Genomic DNA, 12,870 nt, shown 5'->3' on the forward strand with positions numbered 1-12,870 from the left:
CTCCTCTTGCAGGCCGGGTTGTCGGGTTACGAGTGACAAATGAAAAGCAACTTCCTCTGCGCCCGGATACACATTTTCCGCGAACCACGCAATGGTGCCTTTGTGTGGCCCGTTTTTGTTTTCGGGCCGGATGAGAGGGGGAAGGCGGGTGTCAGTGCCCGCCGAGATACAGGGTATAGATGCGCCGGAGCATGGATGCCGGGGTCTGCACGTCCCAGTGTCCGGTGGTCACGGCCCAGACGTAGAAGCCCAGAAGCACGGTCACGGCGGTTCCTCCGAGAGCCATCCAGTGCACGCGTCGGCGACCAGCAAGGGTCACGGAAAGGCAGCCGTCCACCGGACAGGCGGATACGCATTCCCCACAGCCGATGCAACGCGGGGAGCGTATGGTGATGCCTTTTTCCACGTCGATGCCTGCGGGACAGGCCGAAGTGCAGCGCGAACAATGCGCACAGGATTCCGGGGTACGCGTTACCGCCATGGGCGAGAAACAGCCGATCAGGCCGAGCAGCGCACCGTACGGGCACAGAAATCGGCACCAGAAATTGCGGATCATGAGGGTCAGCAGGACGAGGGCACCGATCACGGACAGGGCGAACGCGCTCGGGCTCAGGAAGAATTGCAGCATGCGAGCGTCTGCAGTCAGGTTGTACGGACCTTTCAGGAATTGGGATACGCCAGCGCTGTCCATGCCCAGCAGAATGGTGAACAGGAAGAATCCCAGCGCCGCATAGCGCAGCAGGGAAAGGGGCACGGCCACAACTTTCGGAAGCGCGCGAGCCAGCCCGAGCCTTTTGCCAAGCCGTTCCAGCAGGGAGGAGACGAACCCCACCGGGCAGATGTGGCCGCAGAACCCGTTGCGGGCCAGAAAGGCCATGATCATGAACGCCATGAACAGGGTGAGTCCCGCCGGATGCACCATGTCCCACTGCCCGGTGTCCAGCCACTGCCGGAATCCGAGGAGCGCGCTGATGGGCAGAAAGCCCTCCACGGCTCCGGGTTTGGCCACAAAGGTTTCGGATGCGCCGGTGGCCCATTGCAGAAACAGGGCGAATCGGCAGCCTGCATATATGCAGAACAGAGTGAAGCCCGTCTGCAGGCCGAAACGGAAAATTCTGGGGGAAAAAAGCACGTGTTTCATGGAACCTCCCTTGCGGGGTTCGGCTTCTAGCTTCATCACGGACGGGTGGCAAGCATGTGCAGATTTTGCGCACGGCGGGCGCAGGGCGGAAAGGGAAAGGCTCAGTCGGCGTTGTCCATGCCCGGTTCTGCGGTCATGGCTTCGAATCCGGACACGATGTCGAGCAGTTCGCCGGTGATGGTGTTCTGGCGGGTCTGGCGGAAGTCGGCCCAGAGTGCGTCGCGCATTTCCATAATGTTCTTTTCCGCTGCCTGCATGGCTGCGAGCCGAGCCGCGTTTTCCGCGGCAAGAGATCGGGCCAGCGCACCGTACAGGGACACGAACAGGTGCTGACCGAACAGGGCCGCGAACAGGGATTCCGCGCCGTTCATGGCCTTGGGCAGGCAACGGCTCGGCCATTCCGGGCGTTTTGCTGCATCGCGGGCAATGGGCAGAACCGTGACGTTTCGCGGTTCGTAGCCCTGAAGCCCGGTTGGGCTGTTGAATACGGTATGGAAGCGGTTTCCGGCCCGACTGCGTTCCCAGCGGGCAAGGGCGCGACTCACGGTTTCCACGGATTCATTGGCTCCGGCAAGCGTGCCGGGCATGGCAAAATGGCGTTCCGGCTCGAATCCCGCATCCTGAAGTCCGGCACGCATGCGTTCGCCTGCGCTCCAGAAAAGCACGTCCTGTGCTTCGGCGCGCAGGCTGCCCGCGCTTTTCAGGGCCGCATCCAGCACCACTTCATTGAATGAGCCGCACATGCCCTGATCCGAACCCACGGCAAGGATCACTGCCTGATTCCCGGCCCGGCGTGGAGCCACGGACCCGCCGGACAGGAACAGCACGTCCCAGCCCTTGTCCACCACGTCCCTATATCCCTCCAGCGACCGAGCAGCCCGTTCGAAATGGCGGATGTTTACCGCAGCCAGACTCTTCATGGTCTTGACCACGCCGAGCAGATCCGTGGTGGTGCGGATGCGCTTTTGCAGGGCCTGGAGCGTATCCACTAGTCGTCCTCCGCCTCGGGTGCTTCCTGATCCGCATCCTCGGGCACCAGCTCCCGGGCAATGGCTGCAATGTCCGAGGACAGGGATTCCCAGCCCGGATCATCGGGTTTCATGTCCGCAATGGAATCAAGACCGCCACGCCTGTCTGCGAGCTGTTTCAGCACATGCGTCTGTGCTTCGGCCATGCGATCGGGCGGGAGCGCGTCAAGACTGCCCTGATTCACGGCCAGAAGCACGGCGGTCTGTTCTCCGGCAGTGAGCGGAGAGAATCGGTCCTGCTTGAGGATTTCCCGTACCACCCTGCCGTGTTCCAGTTTGGCTCTGGTTTCGTTGTCCAGCCGTGTGCCAAACCGGGCGAATGCCTCCAGTTCCTGAAACTGGGAGTAGGTCAGACGCAGGTCGCCAGCCACCTTGCGATAGGCAGGGGACTGGGCGCGGCCGCCCACGCGGGACACGGACATGCCCACGTCCACGGCTGGAAGCACGCCCTTCTGGAACAGGTCCGGGTTCAGATATATCTGGCCGTCCGTGATGGAGATCAGATTGGTGGGAATGTAGGCGGAAATGTTCTGAGCCTCGGTCTCGATGATGGGCAGGGCCGTAAGCGTGCCGCCACCATATTCGGGTTTGAGGTGGGTGGAGCGTTCCAGCAGCCGGGAATGGATGTAGAAGATGTCGCCCGGGAAGGCCTCGCGTCCGGGCGGACGGCGCAGGAGCAGGGAGAGCTGGCGGTATGCCTGCGCGTGGCGTGTCAGGTCGTCGTACACGATGAGCACGTCCCGGCCCTGACTCATGAAATGTTCGCCCATGGTCGTGGCTGCGTAGGGGGCCATGTATTGCAGGCCGGACGGGTCGCCGCCTTCCACCACCACGGCGAGCGTGTAGCTCATGGCATCCCGTTGCCGCAGTTCTTCGAGGGCGCGGGCCACGCTGGAACTGCGCTGGCCTATGGCGCAGTAGATGCAGATCACGTCCCTGCCCTTCTGGTTGCAGATGGCGTCAAGGGCGATGGCTGTCTTGCCGGTCTGGCGGTCGCCGAGGATCAGTTCGCGCTGGCCCCGGCCGATGGGGACCAGGGTGTCCACCACTTTGAGTCCGGTCATGAGTGGCGTATCCACGGGCGCGCGGTGCAGGATGGGCGGGGCCTCGCGCTCCGCAGGCAGCCGTTCTTCCTCCCGGACCGGGCCTTTGCCGTCCAGCGGGCGGCCGAGCGGGTCGATGACCCTTCCCAGAAGGGCGTTGCCCACGGGCACGTCCAGCACGCGGCCCGTGCGCGTCACCTCGTTCCCGGCTCCGAGATTCTCCCCGTGCCCGAGCAGGGCGATACCCACGCCTTCGGGCAGGATGTCCAGCGCCATGCCCGGGACCTCGCCGCCGAGCAGCAGCAGTTCCTCGGCCCGGACTGCGCCCAGTCCGGTCGCCCGGGCCACGCCCTGCGCAATGGACTTGATGCGGCCCACTTCGGACGGGGCCGCGTCCGGCGCGAATCCGTCCACGCTTTGGCGCACTGCGTCCAGCGCCTGATCCATCGTGGATTCCAGAAATTCCTTGCTCATGTGTCGGCCTCCGTTTCGGCCAGTCCCTGAAATACCGCATTCTCCACGGAGTCCAGATACGCGGACAGGTTCCATTCCCACTTGCGATCCCCGGCCAGCAGGGCAATGCCGAATCCGAGTTTCGGCTCAAGGGTGATGGACAGGTCTCCAGCCCGGGGGAACCGCTTGCGACCTTCGGTTTCCAGACGTTGCTGCATGTCCGGAGACAGTTCGAATCCCGTGCGGACCACGAGGTTGCCCGTGATTTCCGGGGCTGGCTGTGCATCCAGCTTTTCGAGGAATGCGTCCACGGCCCGGGCATTGAGATCGGCCCCGGACAGGTCATGCAGCGCCTTGGCGGACAGGGCCACCACCTCATGCCCGATGCGGCGGCGGAGCGTGCCCTGAAGCGCGCGCTGCTCGCGAGTCAGTTCGTCGCGCCAGCGGTCGCGTTCCCGATCCGCTTCGGTTCTGGTTGCGGCAAGGGCCTGTTCGCGCCAAGCCTCGGCCTCGGTTCTGGCCTGTTCCAGCACCTGTTCGCGCCGGGCGCGCGTCTGCTCGGTCTGGTCGGCGAGTTCGCGCGCCCGTTCGTCCGCCTCCTGTCGCGCATGACGCGCCTGTTCCTGTTCCCGGGCCAGATTCTGCCTGCGTTCGTTCATGGCCGTGATGATCGGGCCATAGAGAAAACGCTTGAGCAGCAGGACGAGGATCAGGAAGTTGACGGCCTGCGCTGCAACCGTGAACCAGTCGATAAGCATTCGGTTATTGCCCCGCCTTTTCCAGAAAGTAGTTCCAGAAGGGGTTGGCGAAGAGCAGGATCATGGCGAGCACGAAGCTGTAGATGGCTGTGGATTCCACCATGGCCATGCCCACGAACATGAATTTCACGATGGTATTGGTTTCGTCCGGCTGCTGGGCCATGGACGAGAGGCCGCGGGCAAGGGCCATGCCTTCGCCGATGGCCGGGCCGATGGCGCCGAGGCCCATGCAGATTCCGGCGGCCACGACCGAACCGATGGCAACGAGTGCGAGAGAATCCATGCGTCACTCCTTGGCCGGGACAGACCCGGCATTTTGCGTTTCCTGTTGTGCGGTTGTGTGCGATTCCAGTCCGGCCGCAATGAACACCCCGGCCAGAACCGCGAAAATGTATGCCTGAACCACGCCGATGAGCAGCCCGAGCAGTTGCATGACCACGGGAAGGAAGAGCGGGGCCAGCACGAGCAGGATCGCGCCCATCATGGTGCCGCTCATGATGTTGCCGAACAGGCGCACGGCAAGGGCGAAGGTGCGCGTGATCTCGCCCATCACGTTGAAGGGCAGCATCAGGGGCGAGGGCTGGATGTAGCCTCGGAGATAGTTGGCGAGCCCGTGTTCGCGGATGCCGTACCAGGGCACGGCGAAGAACACGATCAGGGCAAGGGCCGTGGTGGTGGACAGGGAGCCTGTGGGCGGTTGGAATCCCGGAATCATGGACAGGATGTTGCTGGTGAAGATGAAGATGAACAGGGTGCCGAGCAGGGGCAGGAACCGTTCCGGATCATGGCCTGTGGCGTCCCGAATCTGGGAGAGCAGGCCGTCCACGAGAATCTCCAGCAGGTTCTGGCGCTGGTTCATGTCCACGGATGCGGTCAGGTTGCGGGTGACGAATCCGGCAAAGCCCGTGAGCAGCAGCATCACTCCCCATGTGAACACGAGGGTGGCGTTGACCTTGAAAGCGCCCCATTGCGCGTAGATGATCACGTCCGGCGTGATTTCCATGCGTCCTTCCCGTTACGAAACCGTTTTTTCGAACCGCTTGACGACCCGGGGCACGAACACGGAGCGCGCGAGCCAGAATCCGGCGCAGGCCGCGACCAGCGGAGCCACGCCCCATTGCATGAGCAGCCACATGCCGCCCAGTGTCAGGCCGTAGCGCGTGAGTGCACTGCCCATGAACCATAGGCGGGGCCGGGCCACGCGCGGCAGGGCGCGCAGGGTGATCCACAGTCCGCCGAAGTGGAGCAGGGAGAGCGCACCGCCAGCAGCAAGCCCTCCGAGAATTCGCGTTGCCTCAGTCATGCCGGGTGTCGTCACGGTCCCGTTCCTCCAGAATGCTTTTGCGCTGCCGGTTCAGCCAGAACCAGGCATTGGCGCATCCGAGACCGATGCCGAGGACCAGCAGCATCAGGGTCCACGAGCGCGGTCCGGGCCATGTCAGGTCGATCCAGACTCCGACGAACACGCCCATGAGCGTGGGCACGGCCACGGCCCAGCCCACCACGCCGAACATGGTCATGCCGTACCACGCGCCGATGTCCGGGGCCTTCTTCGCCTTGAGGCTTCGGCGTTCCCGTTCACCCACATGGTCGGGAAAGCCCTTTTTGCGTTTTGTGCTCATGTCTTGCCGAACTCCAGAAAACGTCTGACGAAATCCGCTTCCAGCCGGGCCACGGCGCCCTGTGCGCCGCGTTCGCGTTCCCGCGCCGCATCCTGCATGCGCCGCACTTCCTCTTCCAGATGGCCCATTTCTCCACGCACGGCCATGCGCGAGGCAACCGTGACCGAGTTGCCCTGCTTGCCGACAATGCCCTGATCCATGGCCAGATGATGGTCGCGGCCGTCCGGGGTGCGAAAGGTCAGGATGCCCGCCACCAGCGACGAGGCCATGTCGATGTGCCGGGGGCGGAGCGTGAACATGCCGTTCGGGCCTTCGGCCCGTACCTGAACGACCTCTTCGTCCAGAAGCACGCGTGAGGGCAGGAGTACCTTGAACCTCACGACTTTGCCTCGTCTGCGGACCCGATCATGTACAGGGCGCTTTCCGGCCTGTCCGCGAATTCGTCATTCAGGATGCGTTCGCACCCCTCGATGGTCTGTTCCAGCGACACGGATTTGCCGTCCATGCCCGTGAAATGGTGCGTGGTGAAAAAAGGCTGGGTCAGGAACCGCTCCAGACGGCGTGCGCGATTCACGGTGCGTCGGTCCTCGCGGGAAAGCTCCTCCAGACCGAGCATGGCGATGATATCCTTGAGTTCCTCGTATTCTGCCAGTATTCGTTGGGCTTCGCGGGCCACGTCGTAGTGTTTCTGACCCACTACGGCCGGAGAGAGCATGGATGATTTGGATTCCAGCAGGTCCACGGCCGGGTAGAACCCTTCGCCCGCGCGCTTGCGGGAGAGCACGATGGACGCGGACAGGTGCGCGAAGGTGTGCGTGGCCGAGAGGGTCGGTCAGATCATCCGCAGGCACGTATACGGCCTGAATCGAGGTGATGGCCCCCTTGCGGCTGGACGCGATGCGCTCCTCGATTTCGGCCAGCTCCGGCCCGAGCGTGGGTTGGTACCCCATGCGCGAGGGCAGGCGGCCAAGCAGGCCGGACAGTTCCATGCCCGCCTGAATGAAGCGGAAGATGTTGTCGATGAGCAGGAGCACATCCTGTTCGCGTTCATCCCGGAAATATTCGGCCATGGTCAGGGCCGCGTGGCCCACGCGGAAGCGCGCGCCCGGCGGTTCGTTCATCTGGCCGAAGAGCATGACCGTGTTGCCCAGCACGCCCGCATCCGCCATTTCCCGGTGCAGCTCCTCGCCCTCGCGGCACCGTTCGCCGATGCCGCAGAAGATGGAGACCCCGGAATGGCGGCCCACCATGTTGTGGATGAGTTCGGTGATGAGCACGGTCTTGCCCACGCCTGCGCCGCCGAACAGGCCCGCCTTGCCGCCTTTTTCCAGAGGCGAAAGCAGGTCCACGACCTTGATCCCGGTTTCGAAGATTTCCTCGGCAGTCATGCGGTCGGCCAGTTCGATGGGCCGGGCGTGAATGGGGCGCATTTCCACGTCGGTCGGCGCGTCAAGACCGTCGGCAGGTTCGCCGAACACATTGAGCAGCCGTCCGAGAAGCCCTTTGCCCACGGGAGCAAGCAGGGGAGAGCCGTCGCCAATCACGTCATCGCCGCGCGCCAGACCTCCCGTGGGAGTCAGGGCGATGCATCGGGCAATGCCTGCGCCCGGGTGGTCGGCCACCTCGACAACGACGCGGCCTTCGGGACCGGCTTTGAGCATGGAGCGCAAAGGCGGGGCCGCGCCTTCGAACGACGCGTCAACAACGCTTCCACGGATTGCGGACACCTTTCCCATGAATTCCGACATGGAGCACTCCTAGAAGCAGACCCAGAGCGAGGCTCCGCGCAGTTCCTTGAATATTTTCCGGGCCACGGATCCCACAAGCAGCTTGTCCAGCAACCCGCGGTCCGAGCCTGCGCTGCCGATGGCGACCGCCGCGTATTTTCCGGCGTGGATTTCCTGAAGAATGCTGCGCGCCGGGTTGGAGGCGTGCAGGATGTGCCGGGTGATGCGGTCCTCGGGCATGCCTGCGGTGGTCATGATGTCCACGGCCTTGGCCATGGTGGCTTCGGATTCGGCCAGCGTGCGTTTGCCCGAGTCGTGCACATGCAGCACGGTCACGTCCTGCCCGGGTTCGTCCGCCAGAATGAAGCCCACATGGTCGGCCATGCGTTCCGATGGTGCGGAATCGTCCACGCAGAGCAGCACGTTCCTGCGCCCGTGTTCGGGCGGGCGGCATATCCAGAAGGGAAAGCTGATGCGGTCGGACAGGCTTTCCAGAAGTTCGCGGGACACGGACTTGTCCATGAGTTCCTCGATCTTCATCTGGGTGCGTCTGCCCAGCACCACGGCGTCGTACTGGCCGGAGCGGCCTTCGCGCACGATGTGGTGCCCCTTGCTCATCTGGGATGGCGTGATCTTGATTTCGATGTTTTCGGCAGGAAATCCGGCAGCGGTGAACCCCCGTTTTGCATCGTCCAGTACCTTGTGGGCCTTGCGTTCCCCGGCTTCGGTTCGGCTTTCCATGAGCTCCAGACTTTCGAAGTCCTTTTCCTCGTCCCAGACAACGCCCTGGGCCGGAAGCACATTCATCAGGGTCAGGCGGACCTGGTCCTTGTTCGTGAAGAACGAGGACACGAATTCCAGCCCGGCCCGGGCCTTGGCAATGGGGCTGACTGCAAGCAGCAGGTGCCTGTTCAGGGTGTCCAGCTCGGCCTTTTCCTCGCCCTGATCTGCGGCGTAGCCCGAGGCCTCCAGCACTTTCTTCAGAATATCGCCTTTCCGATCCATGATAGGCTCCCTTGAGTTGGGTATACGCTACCTTAATGAATGGGAAACGCAAAACATATTTTCCGCGAAAAGGAAGGCTCGGAAAAAGGCGGTGCTGGTGGGCGGCTGCTTGGGGAAGGGAAATGCGACTGCCTGCGGCAGGGATTCGGAAATGACCGGTCAGTTCTGATTCACGAAATAGCTGATGCGGGAACGGGGTGAGAGGTACTGGAATATTTCCGGGGGCAGGTGCTTGGGGCGGATGGATTTTTCCACTCGCAGATCGTCACCGTCGGCAAGGTCCACGATCAGCGCTTCCTTTTTGGGAACTTCGGAATCGTAGAGCACCACGCTGGGCCGGAGCTGATTCTGCGGATTCACGGCCATGACCATGCCGATGGCTCCGTTGGACAGCTGGACCACGGTGCCGGGTGGATACACGCCGAGGCAGCGGATGAACAGGGCGAGCAACTCCACGTCGAACAGGTGCTTCTGCTGGCCGAACATGTAGGACAGGGCCAGATAGGGCGTCAGGGAATCATCCGGGTCCGGCGAGTTGCACAGGTTGTCGTAGGCATCGGCAATAGCCGTGATGCGAGCCAGCCTGTCGATGCCATCGGCCTTGAGGCCCATTGGATATCCCGAACCGTCCATGCGTTCGTGATGCTGGGCCACGGCCGGAAGTGCCTGTTCGGGAAATGCCGGAATGGCGCGCATCATGTCGGCTCCGTATTCCGGATGCCTTTCAACGAGATCCTGTTCGGGGCGGGTCAGGGGGCCGCGTTTCCTGAGCAGTTTCCTTTCCAGCCGCTCCTTGCCGATGTCGTGGAACAGAGCCCCCATGCCCAGACAGACGAGCTCATCCCTGTCCAGACCGGCGAGTCGTCCGGTCATCATGGAGAGCACGGCCACATTCAGCGGGTGGGAATAGACCCGTTCCCCGGGGTCCATCACGTTCATCAGATGCAGGGTGGATTCCGTGTCATGCAGAAAATTGTCCGTCAGCCGGTCCACAAAGGCCAGCGCCTGATCCACGGAGTGCGCGTCGCCCCGGACCAGCCCCTTGAGAATCGAGGAGAACGCGGCAAGGCATTCGGCGTATCTGCCCTCGCATTCGGCTATGCGCTGCTTTTTTTCCTGAAGGCGGCGCGTGCGTTCCCGTTTTTCGTCCCACAGTGCTTCGATGTCCTGGTCGGAAATCGGCGGAGTTGTCGGTGCCGGTTTTCGTTCCTTGGGGGCAAGGGGCAGCACGTCGCTTTTTTCCGGAATGCAGATGAGTTCCGTGACGCCGAGCTGGCGCAGTAGCGCGATCTGTTTGTCGTCGCGAATCTTGAAGCTGTTGAACAGGAAGGGATGATCGAACCAGCGCGCCCGTTCCAGGCGAATGAAGACGCCGGGTCGGAGCTGATCCACGCTGATGCGGTATTCGGGCATGTCCGGGCTGACCATGCCTCTGTATACGGAATCGCTTTTTAATGTACAAGTATAGAGAGCACTTGTCCGAGAGTAGGAAAAAGTTTCGTTTTTGCGTATTGTCAGAGTGAAATAATTCCTTTACCCAGATCGTTCGTGCAAATGATAATCGAATGACGGAAAGCCGTCTTGATACTGATGGAGAAGCATGAGCAAATCTCGCAACAGACCAATACTCAAGACAATCGTCCTCAGCGGTATCTTTGTCATCGCCGCCCTGGCCGCTGGGCTGGGTGGCGGCTATCTCCAGCATGTGGTGCTGGATGCGCCGGACAGGGTGCCCCTTGCCGAGAACATCCGCATCAAGGGAGATGTGTCGATCAGGGAGCTTGACCTGTCCAGAGCCGAGGTTGTCCAGCTGAATTCCTGCATCCGGTCGCACAGGGGCATTTTCGATAGCGTGGATATTTATCTGGACTCGGTCGAGGATGTTCGCGTGTTCGACAAGTCGTCCCGGCTCAGTTGGGCCATGGTGCTCGATGCCGGAGAGGATTGCGAGGTGCGGTCGTGGGTCCGCAAGGTGGAACGCGGACGGCTGGTGGCCCATGTGGTCTCCTACATGAACAAGGCTGCCGGCGAGTACCGCCATTTCCGTAAGTTCGAGGATGTGCGCCGGGAATTTCGGTGCATCTACATCTGATTTCCCTTTTTCCCCTCCATGTCCCCCGATCCTGTTGACCCCCCTTGCGCGCGGGCGTAAGGCAGTGGCATGTTGGACATCATCCTTGCCATCACCCCGATCTTCGGACTGATTCTGTTCGGTTGCGTGCTTCGGCGCATGGATTTTCCCGGACCGGACTTCTGGCCGGTTTCCGAGCGCCTTACCTATTATGTATTGTTTCCGGCCATGCTCATGCACGGCCTGTCCGGCAGGCAGATTCAGGCTGGCGGTTTTCCCATTGCCGGAGCCATTGCCGGGTCCGTGGTTCTGGTCTTTCTCGGCCTGCGCTGGCTGCGCCCCCGGCTGGGCATGTCCGGTCCGGCCTACACTTCGGTGCTTCAGGGCAGCATTCGGCCCAATACCTATGTCGCCATGTCCGTGGCCGCCGGCCTGCTGGGACCGGACTGGATGGCTTTGTCCGCCGTGGCTCTGCTTACCATCATCCCCCTTGTCAACGTGCTTTGCGTGCTGGCGCTGGCCCGACACGGGAACAACGCCGGTGGCGGGCTGCTCAAGGTGCTCAAGGAACTGGCCAGGAATCCCCTGATTCTGTCCTGCGTGGTTGGTCTCGCCATGAATTGGGGCGGCTGGTCCCTGCCGCCGGTGGTGGACAATCTGTTCGCCATTCTGGGAACTGCGGCCCTGCCCATGGGTCTGCTTGCCGTGGGCGCGGGATTCCGTTTCGATGGAGTCATGGACGGCGGCGCGCGGGCTGGCGGTTTCCTCGGCAGCGCATCTCGTGGCTCTGCCCGTGCTGGCCGCGATCATCGCCCGGGGGCTGGCCGGGGATGTGCTGGCCGTGCGCACGGCCGTGATTTACACCGCCATACCCGTTGCCGTGTCCGCGTTCATTCTGGCCCGGCAGATGGGCGGGGACCATCGGCTCATGGCCCAGATCATCACGTTTCAGACCCTTCTTTCCGCCGCGACCCTGCCCGTGGCTCTCATGGTGCTGGCCTGATTTGGCGGTGGGAGCTGTCCTTGTTTTCGGAAAAACCCCTTGTGTTCGGGTAGAATATGAGCAAGTATGCCGCTACTTGTTGTAACTGCATTCTCTGTGAGGAGTGACGAATATGGCGAAAGATTTTCGGGACCATCTGGTCGAGGCCATGCGGCATGAGGAGTTCGGGCGCACGTTCAAGGAAATCCGGTTCGGCATGAAGTTGGTGCTGTCGTTTCAGGCCAGTGCGCTGCACGCGTGCGAACCCGCGGAAACCCTTGATGACCCTCATGCCTACACCCAGTGGGAAGTGACTGTCCGTCAGATCAACAAGCCCGTGGACACACCCGGGATCGGGGCATGGGATTCCTTCAAGGAAAAGGAGTGGGCCAAGCCGTTCGACCGCCCGGAATTCCAGCGCGACATGATCGGGGAATTCATTCCCACCGAGCATTGTCAGCAGTTGTATGAGGACGTGCTGGCCTATGCTCTGGAAAAGGGCCACATGGAATCCGAGGATGACATTACCATTCTCGAGGCCGACGAAAATCTCAAGATGAAGCATATCAAGGCCTGTCGCGGCTGTGCAGGGGCCAAGGCCGGGAAGCCCGCGCCTGCTCCGGCAAAATAGTCCGAATTCGCGAATGCGACATGCACGCGTCCGTCACTTCAGGGTGGCGGACGTTTTTTTTGCTTTTTTTTCAAAAAAATTTTGAAGGCCTCCTAACCCGTTTTGTCTCGGTCGATTCGGAAAGACGCGGTCAGGGAAGTGGTGCAGGGCTTGTCCCGCATCACGTCTGAATCCGGAAATGCTGAAAGGATAACGGGTTGCGTTCGTCTTCGGGAATGTGATTTCGAGTACATGCACGTCTTTCGGGCCTCTTTTGGGGGGAATCGCAAGCTGGATTTCCGGACAAAACCGTCCCGGAAAAGGGTAAAATACCTGTGCATGTGAAAAAAATCATAATCAACGTACCGAAATATTGTACTTTTTTTTCGAGGGGTCGGACTTGCAAACTGATCAGGAGAGGCGTACACCT

General features: G+C 61.8%; 14 protein-coding genes and 1 pseudogene. 3 read left to right on the forward strand and 12 right to left on the reverse strand.

Annotation, left to right across the window (positions count from 1 at the left end):
- Window positions 1–151: 151 nt before the first annotated feature.
- The 12 genes and pseudogenes from MPN23_RS15510 to MPN23_RS15565 all read right to left on the reverse strand — a co-directional run bounded on the left by MPN23_RS15510 (window position 152) and on the right by MPN23_RS15565 (window position 10,205).
- Complete coding sequence (locus tag MPN23_RS15510) at window positions 152–1,141, reverse strand: 4Fe-4S binding protein (RefSeq protein WP_243545113.1); 990 nt, start codon at window positions 1,139–1,141, stop codon at window positions 152–154.
- A gap of 101 nt (window positions 1,142–1,242) precedes the next feature.
- Complete coding sequence (locus MPN23_RS15515; protein WP_243545114.1) at window positions 1,243–2,130, reverse strand: F0F1 ATP synthase subunit gamma; 888 nt, start codon at window positions 2,128–2,130, stop codon at window positions 1,243–1,245.
- Complete coding sequence (locus tag MPN23_RS15520) at window positions 2,130–3,686, reverse strand: alternate F1F0 ATPase, F1 subunit alpha (protein WP_279388680.1); 1,557 nt, start codon at window positions 3,684–3,686, stop codon at window positions 2,130–2,132. Before MPN23_RS15520 ends, MPN23_RS15515 begins: the two co-directional genes overlap by 1 nt.
- Window positions 3,683–4,423 (reverse strand): F0F1 ATP synthase subunit B, encoded by a 741-nt coding sequence (gene atpF, locus MPN23_RS15525; RefSeq protein ID WP_243545116.1) that lies wholly within the window; start codon window positions 4,421–4,423, stop codon window positions 3,683–3,685. Before atpF ends, MPN23_RS15520 begins: the two co-directional genes overlap by 4 nt.
- A 4-nt stretch (window positions 4,424–4,427) precedes the next feature.
- Window positions 4,428–4,706 carry a F0F1 ATP synthase subunit C gene (locus MPN23_RS15530; RefSeq protein ID WP_243545117.1) on the reverse strand — a complete coding sequence of 93 codons (279 nt, stop codon included), beginning with the start codon at window positions 4,704–4,706 and terminating at the stop codon, window positions 4,428–4,430.
- A 3-nt stretch (window positions 4,707–4,709) separates the two neighbouring features.
- Window positions 4,710–5,426, reverse strand: a complete 717-nt coding sequence (locus tag MPN23_RS15535; RefSeq protein ID WP_243545119.1) for a F0F1 ATP synthase subunit A — start codon at window positions 5,424–5,426, stop codon at window positions 4,710–4,712.
- A 12-nt stretch (window positions 5,427–5,438) separates the two neighbouring features.
- A complete protein-coding gene (locus tag MPN23_RS15540) occupies window positions 5,439–5,726 on the reverse strand; it encodes an ATP synthase subunit I (protein WP_243545120.1) in 288 nt (95 codons plus the stop codon).
- Window positions 5,719–6,045, reverse strand: coding sequence for an AtpZ/AtpI family protein (locus tag MPN23_RS15545; RefSeq protein ID WP_243545122.1), 327 nt, complete (start codon window positions 6,043–6,045; stop codon window positions 5,719–5,721). The genes MPN23_RS15540 and MPN23_RS15545 overlap by 8 nt, the downstream gene beginning before the upstream one ends.
- Entirely contained in the window at window positions 6,042–6,425 is a 384-nt protein-coding gene (locus tag MPN23_RS15550; protein ID WP_243545123.1) for a F0F1 ATP synthase subunit epsilon, read from the reverse strand. Before MPN23_RS15550 ends, MPN23_RS15545 begins: the two co-directional genes overlap by 4 nt.
- A pseudogene (gene atpD, locus MPN23_RS15555) lies at window positions 6,422–7,793 on the reverse strand (F0F1 ATP synthase subunit beta). The gene MPN23_RS15550 and the pseudogene atpD overlap by 4 nt, the downstream one beginning before the upstream one ends.
- A 9-nt stretch (window positions 7,794–7,802) precedes the next feature.
- Complete coding sequence (locus MPN23_RS15560; RefSeq protein WP_243545125.1) at window positions 7,803–8,777, reverse strand: universal stress protein; 975 nt, start codon at window positions 8,775–8,777, stop codon at window positions 7,803–7,805.
- 159 nt (window positions 8,778–8,936) lie between these two features.
- Window positions 8,937–10,205, reverse strand: a complete 1,269-nt coding sequence (locus tag MPN23_RS15565; RefSeq protein WP_243545127.1) for a cyclic di-GMP phosphodiesterase — start codon at window positions 10,203–10,205, stop codon at window positions 8,937–8,939.
- A gap of 172 nt (window positions 10,206–10,377) precedes the next feature.
- On the opposite strand from MPN23_RS15565, the gene MPN23_RS15570 reads away from it, so the two are divergent.
- The 3 genes from MPN23_RS15570 (at window position 10,378) to MPN23_RS15580 (ending at window position 12,461) form a co-directional block, all read left to right on the forward strand.
- Window positions 10,378–10,869 carry a hypothetical protein gene (locus MPN23_RS15570; RefSeq protein ID WP_243545128.1) on the forward strand — a complete coding sequence of 164 codons (492 nt, stop codon included), beginning with the start codon at window positions 10,378–10,380 and terminating at the stop codon, window positions 10,867–10,869.
- A gap of 69 nt (window positions 10,870–10,938) precedes the next feature.
- Window positions 10,939–11,904, forward strand: coding sequence for an AEC family transporter (locus tag MPN23_RS17235; RefSeq protein WP_243545129.1), 966 nt, complete (start codon window positions 10,939–10,941; stop codon window positions 11,902–11,904).
- Between the two features lie 59 nt (window positions 11,905–11,963).
- Window positions 11,964–12,461 carry a hypothetical protein gene (locus MPN23_RS15580; protein ID WP_243545130.1) on the forward strand — a complete coding sequence of 166 codons (498 nt, stop codon included), beginning with the start codon at window positions 11,964–11,966 and terminating at the stop codon, window positions 12,459–12,461.
- The last annotated feature ends 409 nt before the right edge of the window (window positions 12,462–12,870 follow it).

It is taken from the genome of Pseudodesulfovibrio tunisiensis, from assembly GCF_022809775.1.
Classification (GTDB): domain Bacteria; phylum Desulfobacterota; class Desulfovibrionia; order Desulfovibrionales; family Desulfovibrionaceae; genus Pseudodesulfovibrio; species Pseudodesulfovibrio tunisiensis.